Source organism: Actinomadura sp. 9N215 (genome assembly GCF_044326345.1).
Classification (GTDB): Bacteria; Actinomycetota; Actinomycetes; order Streptosporangiales; family Streptosporangiaceae; genus Spirillospora.
In genome coordinates this window covers 1-19462 of sequence record NZ_JBIRBA010000045.1, presented here as the reverse complement: position 1 = coordinate 19462, position 19462 = coordinate 1, and the positions used below count along the sequence as shown (strand labels likewise).

The following is a 19462-nucleotide window of genomic DNA, read 5'->3' as shown; positions in this document are numbered from 1 at the left end:
GGAATCGGAGCGTACATGGGTCGATCGGCGAGTCGGCGTGCCCGGGCGGGGGACGTGGATCGTTCGTCCGGCGGCGGGGGGCTCCCCCGCGCGCTGGCGCTGACGCTCGCGTCGGCCCTGGTCTGGGGCGTCGCCCACTTCGTCGCCGGCCGCAGGATCGCCGGCGGCGTGCTGCTGGCCCTGTACCTCGCGGTCGTCGCCGCGGCGGTCGCCGCGAAGGTATACAACGCCGAGGCGGCGGAGCTCGCCGTCCAGCCGGAGATGCTGCGGCGGCTGACCGCCGGGCTCATCGGGCTCGGCGTGCTGTGGATGATCGTCGTGGTGTGGTCCTACCTGGTGGTGCGCCCCGCCGGGCTGACCGGCGGCGGTCACTCGCTCGCCGCGGCCGCGGTCGTCCTGATGTGCGTCGCCGTCGCCGTCCCCGCGGCCTTCTCCGCGCACCGGAGCTATGTCGCCAGGGACGCGCTGACCAGCATCTTCCGCACCGGCAGCGAGAACGGCAGGCAGGTCGACACCGACGACCCCTTCGACGGGCAGCCCCGCGTCAACATCCTGCTCATCGGCGGCGACGCCGCCGAGAACCGCACCGGCGTGCGCACCGACAGCATGACGGTCGCCAGCGTGAACACCGAGACCGGCGACACGGTGCTGCTGAGCCTGCCCCGCAACCTGGAGGACGTCCCGTTCCCGCCCGGCCCGGCCCGCGACCGGTTCCCGTACGGCTTCACCGGCGACGGCGCGGGGACGCCCGGCCTGCTGAACGAGGTGTACCAGTACGCCGAGGAGCACCCGGACGTGGTGCCCGGCGTCGCCAAGAACCACCGCGGCCCGCGGCTGCTGAAGGACACCATCGCCGGCGTCCTCGGCCTGCGCGTCGACTACTACATCCTCGTCGACATGTTCGGCTTCGCCGACATCGTCGACGCCCTCGGCGGCGTCCGGATGAAGGTCGACCAGCCCATCCCGTACGGGCTGGAGGGCGCCGTCCTGCAGCCCGGCTACCGGACGCTGTCGGGCAAGGAGGCCCTCTGGTACGGACGGTCCCGCACCAACAGCAGCGACTACGTCCGGATGAGCCGGCAGAAGTGCCTGATGCGCGCGATCGCCGAGCAGGCCGACCCGAAGACCGTCCTGACCAGCTTCGACAAGCTGGCCGCCGCCGCCAAGCGGACCCTGTCGACCGACATCCCGCAGGAGCTGCTGCCCGCGCTGGTGAAGCTGTCCAACAAGGTCAAGAACGGCGCGAAGATCAACAGCCTGCAGTTCGTGCCGCCGCTGATCTACACCGGGAACCCCGACTTCGACCTGATCCGCAAGCTGACGTCCGACGCCGTCAACACCGATCCCCGCCAGGTGAGCAGCCACCCGCGCGCGTCCGCGAGCGCGTCGCCGTCCGAGCCGGACGGCGAGTCCCCCGACCGCGACACGCCGAAGGCGCCCAGCAAGCCGGTGTCCCTCGACACCAGCTGCCCGTCGTGACCCCTGCCCCGCCGGGCTCCACCCGGTGGACACTGGTGATGTGAGAACGGCGCATCGGGTTCGTCAGGTCGTCAACGCGGTCAACCTCTCGACGGGATTCGGGCTGCTGCTGGCCGCGACCGCCGCGCGCGGTTCGCGCGGCGTCCGCCGGGGCCCGGACGGGCTGCTGCTGGCCGGCGGGTACCGGCTGCCGTTCCCGATCGCGCCCGTGTTCACCGTCGGCAACGTCGTCCTCGTGCGCGGCGACGCGGCGCGCCTGGTCGACGCGTCCGAGCCGGGCGACGGGTCCGGGCCGGGCGACGAGTCCGGGCCGGGCGACGGGTCCGGGCCGGGCGACGGGTCCGGGCCGGGCGAGGGGTCGCGGCTGTTGCGGCACGAGGGACGCCACGCGACGCAGTACGCCTGGTGCCTGGGCCTCGTCATGATCCCGCTGTACGGGGCGTGCGCGGGCGTTTCGATGCTGCTGTGCGGGGACTGGGCGTCCTACAACCCCTTCGAGCGCCTCGCGGGCCTGACGGACGGCGGCTACCGGCGGCGCCCGCTGCGCCCGTTCCTGCGCGCTCCGCGGAGGGGGGAAGATTGAGGAGGACGAACTCCTCGAAAGGCGGGTGCGGGTGCCCCAGATCCATGGCTGCGACGCCTTCCGCGTGGCGATGCCGCGCGGACGGCGGCCGCAGAGCATCCTCGTCCGGCTGACCTGCGGCGACACGGTCGGCTGGGGCGAGATGGCCGTCCCCGAGGCCCCGGCCGGGCCCGGCAGGACGGGCGGCGCGGGCGGAGCAGGCGGAGCGGGCCGGACGGATGGCCCGGGCGGCTCGGCCGGGCCCGGCGGGTCGGGCGGGGCCTGGGCCGACATCGAGGAGCGCATGGGCCCGGCCCTCATCGGGCTCGACTGGGAGCGTCCCGAGGACGTGTCCGCCGCCGCCGACCTCGGCGCCCGCGAGGCGGCCGCCGCCATCGACACCGCCTGCTGGGACCTGTGGTGCCGGACGCGTGGCCTGCCGCTCGCGCACGCGCTCGGCGGTACCCGCACGTCCATCGTGACCGGCGCGCGGATCTCGCCGGAGGCCACCCTCGACACGGTCGCGGGCCGCGTCAACCAGGCCGTTGGAGCGGGCCATACCCGCGTCACCCTGGACATCCGTCCAGGCTGGGACATCGAGCCGGTCCGGACGATCCGGCAGGCGTTCCCGGCGCTGGCGCTCGTCGCCGACGCGGGCCACGCCTACACCGAGTCCGCCGGCCACATGGAGGTCCTGGAGGCGCTGGACTCCTACGGCGTGGCGGTGATCGAGCGTCCGTTCGCCGTCGGCGACCTGGCCGGGCACGCCCGGCTCCAGCTCCGGGTCGGCGCCGCCGTCGCGCCGTCCGTCGGCGACCTGGAGACCCTCGACGCGGCGATCTCGCTGGACGCGGGCCGCGCGCTGCACCTGCGCCTCGACCGGCTCGGCGGCCTGACCGCGGCCCGCAGCGCCCACGACCTGGCGTACGCGGCGGGGTGGGACGTGTGGTGCAGCGGGTCAGGCGCGTTCGGCATCGGGCAGGCCGCGGCCGTCGCGCTCGCCTCGCTGCCGGGCTGCACGCTGCCGAGCGACGTGTCGGACCCGGCGGGCGGGCCGGTGTTCGTGACGCCGCCCGTCCGCTCGTCCGGCGGCGTCGTCGGGGTGCCGCTCACCCAGCCGGGCCTCGGCCACGAGATCGACGAGGAGCGCATCGAACGGCTGGCGACCCGCCGGATGCGCCTCTCAACGTGACGCCCGACGCGACGCCCAACGTGACGCCCGACGCGACGCCCAACGCGACGCCCGACGGGACGCCCGCGGCGGTGTGGGTGGTGGCGGGTCCGCCGGGGTGCGGGAAGACGACCGTGGCGGGGCTGCTGCTGGCGCGGCTGCGTCCCGTCCCCGCGCTGCTCGACAAGGACACGATGTACGGGCGGTTCGTCGCGGCGGCCCTGGCGGCGTCCGGCCGCGACCCGGGCGAGCGCGAGGGCCACTGGTACGACGAGCACGTCAAGCCGCACGAGTACGCGGGGATGACGGCGACGGCGCGGGAGATCCGCGGCCACGGCTGCCCGGTGCTGCTGAGCGGCCCGTTCACCGGCCAGATCCGCTCGCCGTCCCGCTGGACGGAGTGGACCAGCGACCTCGGCGGCCCGCCCGTCCGCCTCGTCTGGATCAGGACGGACGCCGAGACGCTGCGCCACCGGCTGGAACGGCGCGGCTCGCCCCGCGACACCGGCAAGCTGGCCGCGTTCGACGCGTTCACCGCCCGGATGCGCCCGGACGAGCCGCCTCCCGTCCCGCACACGGCCGTGGACAACCGCCTGACCGCCCGGACGCCCCTGGCCGCGCAGCTTGACGACCTACTCGCCTGACCCGCTCGGCCCGCCCGGCCCGCTCGCCTGATTCGCTCAGTCGTACCAGTCGGGCGGCGGCGCGTCCGAAGGCAGGAACGGATCGGACACCCGGGGGGAGCCAGAGTCGGGCTGGGCGGGGTCGGGCTCCATGGCGCGCCGGGACGTGCGAGCGGGCACCACGGTCGTGCCCGCCACCATGTCGGCGAGCGTGCGGCGCCCACCACCGAGCAGCACGGGGACGCTGTTGCCCGCGAAGACGCCGACGGCGAGGATCCAGGTCAGGACGGCCAGGACGAACGCGCCGTGCAGGAGGATGACCCAGGCCAGGCAGTACAGACCGGTCCCGCCCGCCGTGGTCGTCAGGGCACGGCGCAGGGCGATGGATCTGGCCGTCCTCGCGGGCTCCACGTGCACGTCGTTCTCCACGCACAGGTCGAGCACGGCCTTGCCGGCGGTGCGGCCGCCGAGGGCCTGCCCGGCGAACTGGTGCAGGAACTCGACCAGCACGAGCAGGAACAGCGCCTGCTGGATGTCGCTGACGATCGTCCCCCAGACGCTCTCGCCCAGGTCCTCGGCGGCGGCCTGCACGTCGCCGCCGGACAGCAGCAGCCCCCAGGTCGCGCTCCAGACATGGCCCCAGATCCCGTCTTTATGGAGGCTGTTCAGCCGTCCCCAGGTCATGATCCCGAGAAGGACGGCGACGACGCAGAGGAGGGCGGTGTCGAGGCCCCAGGCCGCGAGGCGGCGTCCAGGCGGCGCGGCGCCGGCGTCGCCTTCCGCCCCGGATCCCGGCGAGGGTAAGTGCGGCGGCGGGGCGGGCGGAGGACCGTACACGAGGGCCCCTAACGTCTCGGCGTTCCCGGTCTGTCGCGGAGCACGGAACCGCCTGGAGTCTAAGTCGCGCTACGCTCCCCCGCCACCGATGCGTCAGTAGGACTTCGGGAGGCCCAGGGAGTGCTGCGCGACGAAATTGAGGATCATCTCGCGGCTCACCGGGGCGATGCGCATCAGCCGGACGACGCCCGCGAGCATCCCGACGCCGTACTCGGTGGTGAGGCCGTTGCCGCCGTGGGTCTGGATGGCCTGGTCGACGCAGTGGATCGCGGCCTCGGCGGTGGCGTACTTGGCCATGTTCGCGGCCTCGCCCGCGCCCGTGTCGTCGCCCTCGTCGTACAGCCAGGCGGCCTTCTGCGCCATCAGCCGCGCCAGCTCCAGCTCGATCTTGGCGGCGGCGAGCGGGTGCGCGAGGCCCTGGTGCGCGCCGATGGGCGTCTTGAAGACCTGCCGGTCGTTGGCGTAGGCGACGGCCTTGCCGAGGGCCAGGCGGCCGATCCCGGCGCCCATCGCGGCCGCCATGATCCGCTCGGGGTTGAGGCCGGCGAACAGCTGCAGGAGCCCGCCGTCCTCGTCGCCGACGAGCGCGCCGTAGGGCAGCCGGACGTCGTCGAGATGGCAGATGAACTGCTTCTCCGGCGACACGATCTCCATGTCGATCGGCGTCCAGGTGAAGCCGGGCGCGTCGGTCGGGACGATGAGCAGCGACGGCCGCAGGTTGCCCTTCTGGTCGTGCGTGCGGGAGACGAACAGGACGGCGTCCGCCTGGTCGACCCCGGAGATGAACGTCTTCTGGCCGTTCAGCACCCAGCCGTCGCCGTCGCGGCGGGCGGTGGTCGTGATGCGGTGCGAGTTGGACCCGGCGTCGGGCTCGGTGATCGCGAACGCCATGGTGGCGGACCCGTCCGCGAACCGCGGGAGCCATTCCTTCTTCTGGTCCGCGGTGCCGGAGCGCGCGATGATCGTGGCGCAGATCGCCGGGGACACGACCATGAGCAGCAGCGGGCAGCCCGCCGCGGCCAGTTCCTCGCACACGACGGCGAGGTCGCCGATGCCGCCGCCTCCGCCGCCGTACTCCTCGGGCACGTTCACGCCGAGGTAGCCGAGCCGTCCGGCCTCGTCCCACAGCTCGTCGGTCTTCTGCCCGGACTTGGCCTTCTCGATGTAGTACGCCGGGCCGTACGCGGCGCCCAGCTCGGCGACGGCCGCGCGCAGCGCCCGCCGTTCTTCGGTCTCGACGAAGCTCATTCCGCGGTCCTTTCGGTGACGGCTTCGGTGTCGGACGTGGCGTCGGCCTCGGCCTCGGCCTCGGCGTCGGACTTGGCGTCGGACTTGGCGTCGGACTTGGCGTCGGACTTGGCGTCGGACTTGGCGTCGGACTTGGCGTCGGTCTCGGTGGCGGCTTCGATGACGGCGAGGACGGCGCCGGATTCGACCTGCTGTCCCGCTTGGACGTTCAGTTCCGCGACCGTCCCGGCGGACGGCGCGGCGATGCGGTGCTCCATCTTCATCGCCTCCAGGACGACGAGGGTCTGCCCTTCGGCGACGTCCGCGCCGGGTCCGGTCTCGACGCGGACGACGGTTCCGGGCATGGGCGCGAGGAGAGAGCCGGGTGCGATCCGGCCGCCCGGGTCGGCGAAGCGCGGGACGGCGCGGAACGTCACCGCGCCGAGCCGGGAGTCGACGTGCACCGCGTCCGCAGGCGAACCGCCGTGCGCCGCGTCCGCGGACGAGCCGACGTGCGCCGCGTCGGCGGTGGTGGTGACGGCGAACGTCTCGCGCAGGCCGTCGTGCTCCAGGACGACCTGCTCCGGCGTGGCGGCCACCAGCGACGTTCCGGGGCACAGTTCGGAGACCAGCCCGCCCCTGTGCAGGTGGTAGTCGACGACGACCTGTCCAGATGGGCCGTCGAACGTCCTGCGCTGGGGCTGGGACCGGACGTTGCGCCACCCGGACGGCAACCCGCCGAGCACCCCCGCCGCGGACCGGTTCGCCGCGGCCTGCGCGAGCGCGGCGGCCAGGGCGGACACCCGGACGGCGGCCTCACCGGCCAGCGGAGCGGCGAGGACGTCGAGGCCGATGCGGTCGAGGTAGCCGGTGTCGGTGTCGCCGTCCAGGAAACCGGGCTCCTCCAGGATCCGGACGAGCAGGTCGCGGTTGGTGGTCGGCCCGTGGATGCGCGCGCCGCGCAGCCCGGCGGCCAGCCGGCGGGCCGCGGCGGCGCGGGTCGGCGCCCACGCGATCACCTTGGCGAGCATCGGGTCGTAGTGGACGCCGACCGCGACGCCGCTCTCCACCCCGCTGTCGAGCCGCAGCCCGGGCCCCGGGGACGCGGGGACGGCGAACTCGACGTCCACGCCCGGCACCTCGAAGGTGTGCAGGGTGCCGCCGGCCGGACGCCAGCCGCGCGCGGGGTCCTCGGCGTAGATGCGGGCCTCGACGGCGTGGCCGCGCGGCTCGGGCGCGTCCGCGGGCAGGCGGGCGCCTTCGGCGATCTCGATCTGGAGCCGGACGAGGTCCACCCCGTACACGCACTCGGTGACCGGGTGCTCGACCTGGAGGCGCGTGTTGACCTCCAGGAAGAAGAACCGGCCGTCGCGCGCCAGCATGAACTCGACCGTCCCCGCGCCGACGTACCCGATGGCGCGGGCCGCGCTCACCGCCGCGCCGCACAGCTCGGCGCGCAGCCCCGGCCCGACCGCGGGGGACGGCGCCTCCTCGACGATCTTCTGGTGGCGGCGCTGGATCGAGCATTCGCGCTCGCCGAGCGCCCAGACCGTCCCGTGCGCGTCGGCGAGGATCTGCACCTCGATGTGCCGGGCGCCCTCCAGCAGCGGCTCGCAGAACACGGTCGGGTCGCCGAACGCGGACTCCGCCTCGCGGCGCGCTCCGGCGACGGCGTCGTCCAGTTCGGCGGGCGTCCGGACGATCCGCATGCCGCGCCCGCCGCCGCCCGCGGACGCCTTCACCAGCAGCGGGAAATCGGTGTCCGCGACCTGGGCGGGGTCGAGCTCCGGCAGGACGGGAACGTCCGCGGCGGCCATCAGCTTCTTCGCCTCGATCTTGGAGCCCATCGCGGCGATCGCCGCCGGCGGCGGCCCGATCCAGGTCAGGCCCGCGCCGGTGACGGCCCGCGCGAAGCCGGCGTTCTCCGACAGGAACCCGTAGCCCGGATGGACGGCGTCCGCCCCGGCGCGCTTCGCCACGGCCAGGAGCCGCTCGGACGACAGGTACGTCTCCGCCGGGGACGCGCCGGGGAGCCGCCCCGCCACGTCCGCCTCCCGGACGTGCGGCGCGCCCGCGTCCGGGTCGGAGTGGACGGCGACCGTCCCGATGCCGAGGTCCCGGCAGGCCCGCAGGACGCGGCGGGCGATCTCGCCCCGGTTCGCGACCAGCACCCTCTTGATCATCTATCGCTCACATCGCTCCTGGCACCCACATCGCTCACGTAGCTCACATCGCTCACGTCGCTCCTGGCGCTCACGTCGCTCACGTCGCTCACATCCGGAAGACGCCGAAGCCGTCGGCTCCGCGCACGGGCGCGTTGTGGACGACCGACAGGCACAGCCCGAGCACGGTGCGGGTGTCGCGCGGGTCGATGACGCCGTCGTCGTACAGCCGTCCCGACAGGAAGAACGGCAGTGACTCCGCCTCGATCTGCGTCTCGACCATCTCCCGCATCGCGCGGTCCTGGTCGTCGTCGTAGGCCTGCCCGCGCGCTTCGGCGGCCTGCCGCGCCACGATCGACAGGACGCCCGCGAGCTGCTGCGGCCCCATCACCGCCGACTTCGCGGACGGCCACGTGAACAGGAACCTGGGGTCGTACGCCCGGCCGCACATGCCGTAGTTGCCCGCCCCGTACGACGCGCCCATCACGATCGTGAGGTGCGGGACCGCGCTGTTCGCCACCGCGTTGATCATCAGCGCGCCGTGCTTGATGATCCCGGCCTGCTCGTACTCCTTGCCGACCATGTAGCCGGTGGTGTTGTGCAGGAACAGCAGCGGCGTGTCGCTCTGGTTGGCGAGCTGGATGAACTGCGCGGCCTTCTGCGCCTCCTCGCTGAACAGCACGCCCTGCGCGTTGGCGAGGACCCCGATCGGGTAGCCGTGGACGCGCGTCCAGCCGGTGACGAGGCTCGTCCCGTACAGGGGCTTGAACTCGTCGAACCGGGAGCCGTCCGCGATCCGGGCGATGACCTCGCGCGGGTCGAACGGCACCTTCAGGTCTTCGGGGACGATCCCGGCGAGCTCGTCCGCGTCGTACAGCGGTTCCTCGACGGGGCCGGGGGCGGGCGGCGGGCCGAGCTTGCGGTGGTTGAGGTTCTTGACGATCCGGCGCCCGAGGCGGAGCGCGTCGGCCTCGTCCGCGGCCATGTAGTCGGCGAGGCCGGAGGTTCGGGCGTGCATGTCCGCGCCGCCGAGCTCCTCGTCTCCGGCCTCCTCCCCGGTGGCCATCTTCACCAGCGGCGGCCCGCCGAGGAACACCTTCGCGCGCTCCCTGACCATGACGACGTAGTCGCACATGCCCGGAATGTACGCGCCGCCCGCCGTGGAGTTCCCGAAGACCAGCGCGATCGTCGGGATCCCGGCCGCCGACAGCCGCGTGAGATCGCGGAACATCCGCCCGCCCGGGATGAAGATCTCCTTCTGGGTCGGCAGGTCCGCGCCGCCCGACTCGACGAGGTTGATCACGGGCAGCCGGTTCTCCAGCGCGATGTCGGACGCGCGGAAGCTCTTGCGCACCGTCCACGGGTTGCTCGATCCGCCCCTGACCGTCGGGTCGTTCGCCACGATCATGCACTCGACGCCCTCGACGACGCCGATCCCGGTGACGACGCTCGCGCCGACGGAGAAGTCGCTGCCCCACGCCGCGAGCGGGCTGAGCTCCAGGAACGGCGAGTCGGGGTCGAGCAGCAGCTCGATGCGCTCCCGCGCCAGCATCTTCCCCCGCTTGCGATGCCGCGCGACGTACTTCCCGCCCCCTCCCTCCAGCGCCTTCGCATGCTCGGCGTCGAGGGCCGCGAGCTTCTCCAGCATGGCGCGGCGCCGTTCCCGGTATTCCGGTCCCCGGGTGTCGAGGGTGCTTTTCAGCGTCAAAGGACAGCCTCCGGAATGTCGACGAGTCGTGACCGCAGCCACTCCCCCAATGCCTTCCCCTGCGGATCGAACCGAGTCGACGCGGAGACGCCTTCCTGCAGCAGCCCTTCGACGACGAAGTTCACCGCTCGAAGATTGGGCAGCGCATATCTCTGGACGACGTGTTCACGGGTCTCAGGCAGGAGTTCCCTGAATCGCTCGACGGTGAGGAAGGGGTCCAGCCAGCGCCATTGCTCGTCCGTCCGGGCCCATACGCCGACGTTGGCGTCGCCGCCCTTGTCTCCGCTCCGCGCCCCCGCCACGCGCCCCAGCGGAACCCGGACGGTGGCCGGGTTATCCACAGGTTTCGTTTCCGCCCCCGCCAAGTGAGCTGGGGGTTCGACACTGGGAGTGGGCTGGACCCCCCGGGCGGGAGGGGACTGGGCGGCAACGACTTTCTCACCCACCCGCTCACCCACCCGCTCACCCACCCGGCCCGCGCCACCGGCCTCGCCCGCGGGATCTGCCACGCCCGCGGGATCCACTCCGTCCGCGTAACCCGCCCCGCTCGTGCGTTCCACTCCGCTCGCGTTGTCACTGGGCTGGGGGGCGAGCGTGGTCGCCGGGGGCGCGATGGGGATGCGGCGGCCGTCGTGGGTCACGGCTACGTGTTCGACCGCGTCATTCGGAACGAACGCCGGGGTGTAGACGCCGTAGGGGCTCGCCTTGCCAGGTGGGGACGTCATCGTGAAGCCGGGGTAGCCCGCGAGGGCCAGTTCCACCGCCGTGCCGCTGAACGCGCGTCCGACCTTCTCCGCGTCGGGGTCGAGGACGGCGCACCGGAGCAGCGTGGTCGCCTCCCCCTGCGTCGCGGGGTCGGCTTTGGCGGTCCCGACGAGCGTCCACTCGACCCGCGCGGGCGGGGTTTCACCGAACGCGGCCGCCATGTGCGCCTTGATGAGTTCCGCCTTGGCCTCGATGCCGAGACCCGTGAGCACGAACGTCATCTCGTTGCGGTGACCGCCGAGGTGGTTGAGGCACACCTTGGTGGACGCGGGCGGCGGCACCCCCCGGACACCGCTGATCCGCACCCGGTCGGGCCCGTCCTGCGCGAGCGCGATCGTGTCGAAGCGCGTCGTCACGTCCGGACCGGCGTAGGACGGCGCGCCGATCTCGTACAGCAGCTGCGCCGTGACGGTCTCGACGGTCACCGCGCCGCCCGTGCCCTCGTGCTTGGTGACGACGCTGGAGCCGTCGGCGAAGATCTCGGCGATCGGAAAGCCCGGGACCTCGGCCGGAAAGCCCGGGACCTCGGCGGCCGAAAGGCCCGACGCCTTTACGTTGTAGATTTCTTCAAAGAAGGCGAAGTTGCCGCCCGTGGCCTGCGCCCCGCATTCGAGGACGTGCCCGGCGACGGTCGCGCCGGCCAGCGCGTCCCAGTCGTCCCGGGCCCACCCGAAGCGCGCGACTGCGGGGCCGACGACCAGCGAGGCGTCCGTGACGCGGCCGGTCACCACCACGTCGGCGCCGTTCCGCAGGCACTCGGCGATCCCCCAGGCGCCCAAGTAGGCGTTCGCGGTGAGCGGCGCCCCGTACCGCCCGTGCCCGAAGCCCAGCTCCTCGGACCGCGCCAGCAGGTCGTCACCCTCGACGTGAGCGACCCGCACCTCAAGACCGAACCGCCCGGCGAGCGCGCGCAGCCGTTCGGCGAGCCCGCGCGGGTTCAGCCCCCCGGCATTCGTGACGACGCTGACGCCCCGCTCCACGGCGAGCCCGAGGCACTCCTCCATCTGCCGCAGGAATGTCGTGGCGTACCCGGCCTCCGGGTCCTTCAGCTTGCCGCGCCCCAGGATCAGCATGGTCAGCTCGGCGAGATAGTCGCCGGTGAGGACGTCCAGCGGGCCGCCTTCCAGCATCTCCCGCACCGCGGAGAAGCGGTCGCCGTAGAAGCCCGAGGCATTGCCGACCCGCAGCGGTTGGCCCATGGCCCGAACCTTGCCAGCCCGGAAACAGAAAATCAATCACGCGTGATTGTTCTTACGTCCCAGGCGCACGACGACCAGGCGGGGTCGCCGGGGTCGCCGGGGTCGCCGACGAGGGTTCACCCGCGAGCGTAGCGGCGCGCGAGGGTGCGAAAGGCGAGTTTCGGCTCCCAGTGGCCGGTTTTGCCGTAGGCGAGACGCGGGTCCGGCGAGACCTTGACCAGCGCGTACCCGGCCATGTCGTAGTCGAGGTCGCGGTCGGGCGAGGTCGGGGAGTCGGCTTCGATGAAGTTGTAGACGAACGCTCCGTACACGTTCTCGGCCTCGTAGACGTCCAGGCATTCGCCGATGTAGCGGGCCTGCACGCGCTCGTCCCGGACGTACCCCGGCAGGACGACCGGCGGGGTCTGGTTCCAGTCGATGATGTCGAAGCCCTCGCCTCCGCGCTCGTCCGCGCCCTTGTAGGTGCAGCAGCCGAACTCGGTGATCAGGACCGGCTTGCCGAAACGGTGGAGCGCGCGGACGTCCTGGACGTAGGTGGCCTTGTTCGAGGCGTCCCGGTACAGGTCCACGCCGACCATGTCGAAGCCGCGCCAGGCGACCTTTTCCCAGACGCCGGAAGTGTAGGTCAGCTTCCCGCCGAACAATGGCCGGACGGTCTTCAGCGCCTTTTCGAGGAACGCGTTGAGCCGTTCGTTGTAACCCGCGCCCGCCGGGGTGCTGAGGTTGGCGCCTCGTTCCTTGTAGTCCTTTCCGGGCACCAGGCCGTCCATGAAGATGGTCAGCTCGCAACCGACCGAGATGCCGATGCCGGAGTGCCGGCGGCGGAGCCGTTCGGCGGCGCGGGCGACCTTCGTCAGGAATCGGAGCGTCGTGGGCGCGTCCTGGTCGAACTGGCGGGCCTCCAGCCACACGAACATTCCCTCGTCGGCCGCGCGGCGGGCCGCGAGCATGAGGCGCGCCACGTCGGAGCCCAGGATGATGATCGCGTTGCAGTGCAGGTCGCGGCGGATCGCGCGGATCTCGCGCCGGACGTACTCGGGCTTCCACACCTCACGCTCGGTGTCATAGTTGACGCCGTGCTGCGGCAGACCTCGTCCGCCCGTGGACGCGGCCTCTATGGTCGCTGTGCCCGTGGACGAGGCGCCCGTGGACGCCGCGTTCGCCGCCGGGACGAAGCCACCAGGCCACATGGCCCGGCTTCGTCCAGCCCCGTACACGACGGCGGCCGCGGCGCTGCCCGCGAGCAGGGTCCGGCGGTCGATCGGCAGCTTTGACATGAGTCGCTCCTCGCTGGTCTGGCCGCCCGTCCATGAGTCTTTCCAGGACGTCCCGTCCGGGCATCCGCCATAGGGCCACGGCGGCGGTGACCAAAGTCGCCGGGCCGGGACACGAAGGTCGATCACCAACGGACCGCCTTCTCGGCGAACCGGCGTCCAGGCGCCGCGAAGGCCGGTGACCGGTGACCGGAGGCCGGAGGCCGGTGACCGGTGGCCTGGTTCTGGTCCTGGGCGCTCCCGCGCTGGCCTTCGGCCCCCGGCCTGGAGGCCGGAGCGCTGACCGGCGGCCCGGTAGCATGGGCCGCCAGATGACCACGCAGGCACTCCCCCGCGAACCGCGCCAGGACCGCAGCCGCGCCACCCGGCGGCGCCTCCTTGAGGCCGCCGTCGACTGCCTCGCCTCCGCGGGCTGGGCGGGCACGACCGTCGCGGTGGTCGCCGAACGCGCCGGCGTCTCCCGGGGCGCCGCGCAGCACCATTTCCGGACGCGCGAGGAGCTGGTGACGGCGGCGGTCGAGTACGGGTCCGAGGTGCGGGTGGCGCAGATGCGCGAGCGCCTGGATGTGCCGTCGGGACGGCGTCCGTCCACCCTGGACGTGGTCATGCTCCTCGGCGAGATGTACGCGAGCCCGCTGTTCCGCGCCGCGCTGCAGCTCTGGGTCGCCGCCAGCTCCGACGAGCAGCTCCGCGCGCGGGTCCTTCCGCTGGAGGCCCGGGTCGGACGGGAGGCGCACCGCCTCACCGTCGAGGCGCTCGGCGCGGACGAGAGCGTCCCCGGCGTCCGGGAGACGGTCCAGGCGACGCTCGACCTCGTCCGCGGCCTCGGCCTGGCCGACCTCCTCACCGACGACTCGGCCCGCCGCACCCGCCTCCTGCGCCAGTGGGCCGCCACGCTGGACACGGCCCTCTCCCGCTGCCACTGACGTCGGCATCACGCAAACCCCAGGCCCCGCTGACGTCGGCATCACGCAAACCCCAAGCCCCGCTGACCCCGGCATCACGCTGACCCGGGCGCTGCGCAGACCCCTGGGTTACGCAACACTCTGGCATCACAGACCCCTGGGCGTTACGCAGACCGCGAGGTCACACCGACCTTGGGGTTCAGACGGGTAGTTCGCGGAGTGGATCGCCGCCGTCGATGAGCAGGCGGCCGCCCGGCGCCAGGACGGCGGCGATGCGGCGCAGCGCCTCGCGCCCGGCTTCCGGATGGCGGCCGTCGAGCGCGCCGACCCGCACCGCGAACACCAGGTCGAAGGGCGCTTCACCGGGTTCGAGCGCGAAGTCCTCGATCGCGGACCGCCGGACGCTCATCCGTCCCGACGCGATCTCGTCCGCCCCGGCCGCCTCCGCCTGCGCGATCGCCTTGGCGGACCGGTCGATCGCGAGGATGTGGCCGGTGTCGAGCCGGACCGCGACGGCCCGCGCGGCGGCGCCGGGCCCGCACCCGATCTCCAGGACCCGCATGCCGGGTTCGAGCGGCAGCGCGTCCACGATCCTTGCCAGGCGAGGCGAGAGCGGCATGAGCCGACGATAACGGATCATCCGACCGCCGCCACTTCCTGAAGCATGGTTGACATGTGACCTTTTGGTCACCTATTTTCCAGGTGTGAAGAACGATGATCTGGCGTTCAGGGCGCTGGCGGACCCGACCCGCCGGTTCCTGCTCGACCTGCTGTTCGCCCGGGACGGGCGGACGCTCGGCGAGCTGGAGTCGGAGGTGGAGATGACCCGGTTCGGGGTCGCCAAGCACCTGCGGGTGCTGGAGGAGGCCGGGCTGGTGGTCGCGCGCCGCTCGGGCAGGGAGAAGCTGCACTTCCTCAACCCGGTGCCGATCCGGCTGATCCACGACCGCTGGATCGGCAAGTACACCGAGCGGCCCGCCGCGGCGCTCGCCGACCTCAAGAGAGAACTGGAGTCCGATATGACGACCACCGAGACGAGCACCGGGTCCGACCGGACCGTCCACGTGTACCGCGTGTACATCAAGGCGACGCCCCAGTCCATCTGGGACGCGATCACGAAGCCCGAGTGGGCGGTGAAGTACGGCTACCAGGCGCCGGTGGAGTACGACCTGCGCCCCGGCGGCGCCTTCCGGGGGCTGGCCAGCGACGCGATGAAGGAGCACGGCGCCCCGGACGTGGTGATCGACGGCGAGGTCATCGAGTCGGATCCGCCGCGCAGGCTCGTCCAGACCTGGCGGGCGCTCTTCCTGGACGAACCGGCCACCCGGCTCACCTACGAGATCGAGGACGACGAGCGCGGCATCTCGCGGCTGACCGTCACCCACGACGTCACCGGCGCGCCGCAGACCTCGGCGCAGTGCAACGGCGAGCTTCCGGGGGCCGGGGGCGGCTGGAGCCAGACGCTCAGCGACCTGAAGACCCTGCTGGAGACCGGCGAAGCCCTCTACGGCTGACGGCCACGACGGCTGAGCACGACGGCTGAGGAGGCCGCCATGACCACCGACACGATCACCACCGACACGATGAACGCCGCCACTGTGCGGCGCCCGGCGATCCCCACCCGCGTGCTGCTCGGCTGCGGGGCGGTCGCGGGGCCGCTGTTCGTCCTGCTGATCGCCGCGCAGGCCGCGACGCGCGACGGGTTCGACGCCGCGCGCCACCCGCTGAGCATGCTCGCCCTCGGCGAGCACGGGTGGATCCAGACCGCCAACTTCCTGGTCAGCGGCGTGCTCGTGCTGGCCTCCGCCGCCGGGCTGCGCCGCGTCCTGGCGCCGGGGACGACGGGCCGCACCTGGGGCGTCCGGCTCATCGCCGTCTACGGCGCGAGCCTGGTCTGGGCGGGCGTGTTCCCCACCGACCCGATGGACGGCTTCCCGGCCGGGACGCCCGCAGGAGCGGGCGAGGTCAGCTGGCACGGCATGCTGCACAACCTCGCGCCGGTCGGGATGGGCCTCGCGCTCAGCGCGGCGTGCCTGGTGTTCGCCCGCCGCTTCGCCCGCGAGGGACGGCGCAGCTGGACGATCTACAGCGTCGCCGCGGCGGCCGCCTACCTCGTCCTGGGACTGGCCGCGTTCCCGGCGGAGGAGTTCCGGCTGATGCTCGCCGGCGGCGCCGCCATCTGGACGTGGGCCGCGGTCCTCTCGATCAAGTTCCTGATCGAGCACGGCGACCGTGCCTGACCCGGCCGTCCGCCCTGGCCGGAGGACGGTCCTGCTCACCCGACGAGCGGGATCGCCCCCGGCCAGGCCGCCCATCCCCGGCATTGACAGGACACCACACCTGCGCGCAATCTGAACGCATGTTCAGAACAGACGTTCAGTCCGACCGTCCGCAGAGAGCGCGACCGGCGCGGTTCCCGGCGTCCTGCGACGTGGCTGTGCTCGGCGGAGGCCTCGCCGGGATGGCGACGGCGGCGCGGCTCCAGGCGGCCGGCGTGTCCACCCTCGTGATCGAGGCGCACGGCCATGTCGGCGGCTGCGCCGGCTACTACCGGCGGCGCGGCTTCTCCTTCGACGTGGGCGCGACGACGATGGTCGACTTCGAGCCCGGCGGCGTCGGCGCGGAACTGCTCGACAGCGTCGGCATGGCCCCGGTGCCCGGCGAGGCGCTCCCCGGATACGTCGGCTGGCTGCCCGACCGCAAGGTCACCCTCCACCGCGACACGCAGGCATGGCATCGCGAACGGCTGCGGGCACTGGGCGACAGCGCCCGGCATCGGACGTTCTGGTCGCGGCTCGACCGGATCGCGCAGGTGTTCTGGGACGCGAGCCGCGCCGGTGTCCGGCTCCCCATGCGCCGCCCCGCCGACGCCGTGCACAACCTGCGGGCGCTCGGCCCACGCGGTCTCCCGCTCGCCCGCCACCTGAACACCACGCTCGGGGACGCCCTCGTCCGGCACGGCCTGCGCGGCGACGCGCCGCTGGTCGGACTGCTGTCGATGCTGGTCGAGGACACGGTGCACAGCACCGTCGACCGGGCCCCGCTCATCAACGCCGCGCTCGGCGTCACCATCCGCGGCGCGGGCCTCACCCGCGCGCACGGCGGCATGCGCGGGTTCTGGCGCCGGTTCACCGCGCACTACCGCGCCATGGGCGGACGGCTCCGCGTCGGCTGCCAGGTCGAGCGGGTGTCCGGACGGGCCGGGGCGTTCACCGTCCGCACCGGGCGCGGCGTCGTCCACGCCCGGCAGGTGGTCAGCGCGCTCCCGGCCGCCACGACCGCGCGCGTCGTCCCCGACCTCGCCGCGCCGCTCCGCCCCTACCTGGAGCGGGACGGGAACGACCTGGGCGGCGCGATCGTCGTGTTCCTCGGCGTCCCCGACGGCGAGGTCGCCGGGCAGGAGTTCACCCACCACCAGCTCCTCCACGACTACGACCGGCCGCTCGGCGACGGCAACAACATGTTCGTGTCGGTGTCCGCGCCGGGCGACACCGAGAGCGCGCCGCCGGGCGAACGCGCCGTGATGATCTCCACGCACACCGGGCTCGCCGCGTGGCGGGACCTGCCGGACGCCGACTACCAGGCCCGCAAGCGGGAGATTGGGGAGCGTCTCGTCGGCCTGGCCCGCCGCGTCCATCCCAACCTGGGCGAACGGGCACGCGTCTGGGAGGTCGGCACGCCGCGCTCGTACGAGCGTTTCGCGTTCCGCCCGGACGGCGCGGTCGGCGGACCGCACCAGGCGCCCGGCAACGCCAACCAGAACGCCGTCCCGCATTCGCTGGGCGTGCCGGGGCTGTGGCTCGTCGGCGACTCCACCTGGCCCGGCCTCGGCACCGTCGCGTGCGCGCTGGGCAGCAGGATCGTCGCGGACGAGGCCATCAAGTCGGCGCGCCGGACGGCGGTGGCCCGATGACCCTCGCTTCGCCGCGGCCACCGGACCGCCTCCCCGGGAGTCTGGGAGCCGCCCCCCGGAAGGGCAGGGCCTGATGACGCTGCCGAAACTGTCCGAACTCGGGCCCGACCTGCTCGTCACGACGCGCCCGCGCCGCGTCCTCACGCTGTCCCTGCCGTACGCGGGGATCGCCCTGTTCGTCGCGGCCTGGCTCGCCGGATGGTGGTGGGCGACGCCGCCGATCGCGTTCGGGATCTTCGTGGCGGTGGTGACGGCGACGCACGACGTCGTCCACCGGTCCCTGGGCCTCGGCAGGCGGGCGACGGAATGGGCCCTGTTCCTGCTGGGCGGCGTACTGCTGGAAAGCGGCCACGCCTACCGCACCACGCACCTGCAACACCACCGGACGTTCCCCAGCGACGAAGACCCGGAAGGCTACCCCGCCGATCTGTCCGCCTTCGGCGCGATCCTCTACGGCCCGGTGTTCCTCGTCCGCCTATGGTGGTGGGCGTTCCGGCGCAGCCCAGCGGGCCAGCGGACGTGGCTGCTCGCGGAGGCGGCGCTGCCGTTCACGGCGGTCGCGGCCGGTGCCGCGTTCTCGCGCGGGCTGCTCGTGTACGCCGTCATGATGATCGTGGGAAGCTGGGTGTATCCGCTGCTGACCGTCCACCTGCCGCACCGCCACTACGGCGACACGCCGCTCACGCAGACCCGCACCCTGCGCGGACGCGTCGTCCCGGCCGTGTTCCTGGAGTTGACGTACCACTTGGAGCATCATCTTTACCCGCAGGTGCCGAGCCACCATCTCGCGCGGCTCGCGCGCCGGCTCGACCCCGTCCTCGCCGAGGCGGGCGTGAAGCCCTGGAAAGTGATCTGAGCGCATGGCGTCACGCGCGGAGACCCGGAACCGCCTCCTCGAAGCGGCCATCCGGACGCTCGCCGTCGAGGGGTACGGCGGCACGACCGCCCGGTCGATCGCCCGCACGGGCGGCTTCGCGCCCGGGGTCATCTACTACCATTTCGACGACCTGGAGGCCCTGCTCGTCAACGCGCTCCGGCACACGAGCCAGGCCCGCAAGGCGCGCTACGAGGAGGCCCTCGGCTCCTGCACGTACGCCGCCGACCTGATCACCCGCCTCCGCGCGCTCTACGCCGAGGACATGCAGGACAAGGGGCACATCGACGCCGTCCAGGAACTCGTCACTGCGTCTGCGACCTCGCCGCGGCTGCGTGCGGAACTGCTCGCGCACGTCGATTCCTGGTCCGAGTTCGCGGCGTCCGCCGTCCAGCGGCTCATCGAGGGGACGACGCTTGAGGAGTTCGTGCCGACCCGCGACATCGGCATGATCGCGGTCGCGATGTTCCTCGGCGTCCAGACCCTCATCCATCTGGACGGCGACCGCTCCCGCATCGAGTCACTCTTCGCCACCGCCGAACCCGCCGCCCTCCTCTGGGACGCCTTCGCCGACCGGAAGTTCATCCCCGACAAATGAGTAAGGCCCCGCCGTTGTCGGCGGGGCCTTCCCCATAGTGTGTGTCCGGCGGTGTCCTACTCTCCCACACAGTCTCCCGTGCAGTACCATCGGCGCTGGAGGGCTTAACTTCCGGGTTCGGGATGGGACCGGGTGTTTCCCCTCCGCCAAAACCACCGAACGCCC

Annotated in this window: 17 protein-coding genes and 1 rRNA gene; 10 read left to right on the top strand and 8 right to left on the bottom strand. The window is 72.9% G+C overall.

Features of this window, described 5'->3' with window-relative positions; genetic code table 11:
- The first annotated feature begins 54 nt into the window (after positions 1 to 54).
- From ACH34T_RS42360 to ACH34T_RS42345, 4 genes are read left to right on the top strand one after another with little or no spacing between them, the layout of a single operon-like run.
- Positions 55 to 1479, top strand: coding sequence for an LCP family protein (locus ACH34T_RS42360; protein WP_396026671.1), 1425 nt, complete (start codon positions 55 to 57; stop codon positions 1477 to 1479).
- A gap of 40 nt (positions 1480 to 1519) precedes the next feature.
- Positions 1520 to 2062, top strand: a complete 543-nt coding sequence (locus ACH34T_RS42355; protein WP_396026670.1) for a hypothetical protein — start codon at positions 1520 to 1522, stop codon at positions 2060 to 2062.
- 31 nt (positions 2063 to 2093) lie between these two features.
- Positions 2094 to 3233, top strand: coding sequence for an enolase C-terminal domain-like protein (locus ACH34T_RS42350; protein ID WP_396026669.1), 1140 nt, complete (start codon positions 2094 to 2096; stop codon positions 3231 to 3233).
- 20 nt (positions 3234 to 3253) lie between these two features.
- On the top strand, positions 3254 to 3856 hold the full coding sequence (locus ACH34T_RS42345; protein ID WP_396026695.1) for an AAA family ATPase: 603 nt from the start codon (positions 3254 to 3256) through the stop codon (positions 3854 to 3856).
- Between the two features lie 36 nt (positions 3857 to 3892).
- On the opposite strand, the gene ACH34T_RS42340 is transcribed toward ACH34T_RS42345, so the two are convergent.
- The 6 genes from ACH34T_RS42340 to ACH34T_RS42315 form a co-directional block, all read right to left on the bottom strand.
- On the bottom strand, positions 3893 to 4672 hold the full coding sequence (locus ACH34T_RS42340; protein ID WP_396026668.1) for a hypothetical protein: 780 nt from the start codon (positions 4670 to 4672) through the stop codon (positions 3893 to 3895).
- A 93-nt stretch (positions 4673 to 4765) separates the two neighbouring features.
- Positions 4766 to 5920 carry an acyl-CoA dehydrogenase family protein gene (locus ACH34T_RS42335; RefSeq protein WP_396026667.1) on the bottom strand — a complete coding sequence of 385 codons (1155 nt, stop codon included), beginning with the start codon at positions 5918 to 5920 and terminating at the stop codon, positions 4766 to 4768.
- Complete coding sequence (locus ACH34T_RS42330; RefSeq protein ID WP_396026666.1) at positions 5917 to 8082, bottom strand: biotin carboxylase N-terminal domain-containing protein; 2166 nt, start codon at positions 8080 to 8082, stop codon at positions 5917 to 5919. Before ACH34T_RS42330 ends, ACH34T_RS42335 begins: the two co-directional genes overlap by 4 nt.
- A gap of 88 nt (positions 8083 to 8170) precedes the next feature.
- Positions 8171 to 9769 (bottom strand): acyl-CoA carboxylase subunit beta, encoded by a 1599-nt coding sequence (locus ACH34T_RS42325; protein ID WP_396026665.1) that lies wholly within the window; start codon positions 9767 to 9769, stop codon positions 8171 to 8173.
- Positions 9766 to 11733, bottom strand: coding sequence for an acyclic terpene utilization AtuA family protein (locus ACH34T_RS42320; RefSeq protein ID WP_396026664.1), 1968 nt, complete (start codon positions 11731 to 11733; stop codon positions 9766 to 9768). Before ACH34T_RS42320 ends, ACH34T_RS42325 begins: the two co-directional genes overlap by 4 nt.
- Before the next feature lie 116 nt (positions 11734 to 11849).
- Positions 11850 to 13010, bottom strand: coding sequence for a hypothetical protein (locus tag ACH34T_RS42315; RefSeq protein ID WP_396026663.1), 1161 nt, complete (start codon positions 13008 to 13010; stop codon positions 11850 to 11852).
- 308 nt (positions 13011 to 13318) lie between these two features.
- On the opposite strand from ACH34T_RS42315, the gene ACH34T_RS42310 reads away from it, so the two are divergent.
- Positions 13319 to 13933: a TetR/AcrR family transcriptional regulator gene (locus ACH34T_RS42310; protein ID WP_396026662.1), complete on the top strand. Its 615-nt coding sequence runs from the start codon at positions 13319 to 13321 to the stop codon at positions 13931 to 13933.
- 178 nt (positions 13934 to 14111) lie between these two features.
- Here the strand turns inward: ACH34T_RS42310 and ACH34T_RS42305 are convergent, their stop codons facing one another.
- Positions 14112 to 14531: an SAM-dependent methyltransferase gene (locus ACH34T_RS42305; protein ID WP_396026661.1), complete on the bottom strand. Its 420-nt coding sequence runs from the start codon at positions 14529 to 14531 to the stop codon at positions 14112 to 14114.
- Positions 14532 to 14616: 85 nt separating this feature from the next.
- On the opposite strand from ACH34T_RS42305, the gene ACH34T_RS42300 reads away from it, so the two are divergent.
- From ACH34T_RS42300 to ACH34T_RS42280, 5 genes are all read left to right on the top strand, one after another.
- Positions 14617 to 15426 carry a metalloregulator ArsR/SmtB family transcription factor gene (locus ACH34T_RS42300; protein WP_396026660.1) on the top strand — a complete coding sequence of 270 codons (810 nt, stop codon included), beginning with the start codon at positions 14617 to 14619 and terminating at the stop codon, positions 15424 to 15426.
- A gap of 39 nt (positions 15427 to 15465) precedes the next feature.
- Positions 15466 to 16152 (top strand): DUF998 domain-containing protein, encoded by a 687-nt coding sequence (locus tag ACH34T_RS42295; RefSeq protein ID WP_396026659.1) that lies wholly within the window; start codon positions 15466 to 15468, stop codon positions 16150 to 16152.
- A 119-nt stretch (positions 16153 to 16271) separates the two neighbouring features.
- A complete protein-coding gene (locus ACH34T_RS42290) occupies positions 16272 to 17825 on the top strand; it encodes a phytoene desaturase family protein (protein ID WP_396026658.1) in 1554 nt (517 codons plus the stop codon).
- A 73-nt stretch (positions 17826 to 17898) separates the two neighbouring features.
- Positions 17899 to 18681, top strand: coding sequence for a fatty acid desaturase family protein (locus ACH34T_RS42285; RefSeq protein ID WP_396026657.1), 783 nt, complete (start codon positions 17899 to 17901; stop codon positions 18679 to 18681).
- 4 nt (positions 18682 to 18685) lie between these two features.
- A complete protein-coding gene (locus ACH34T_RS42280; RefSeq protein WP_396026656.1) occupies positions 18686 to 19297 on the top strand; it encodes a TetR/AcrR family transcriptional regulator in 612 nt (203 codons plus the stop codon).
- A gap of 43 nt (positions 19298 to 19340) precedes the next feature.
- Here the strand turns inward: ACH34T_RS42280 and rrf are convergent.
- Positions 19341 to 19457: ribosomal RNA gene (rrf, locus tag ACH34T_RS42275) — 5S ribosomal RNA — on the bottom strand.
- Positions 19458 to 19462: the final 5 nt, after the last annotated feature.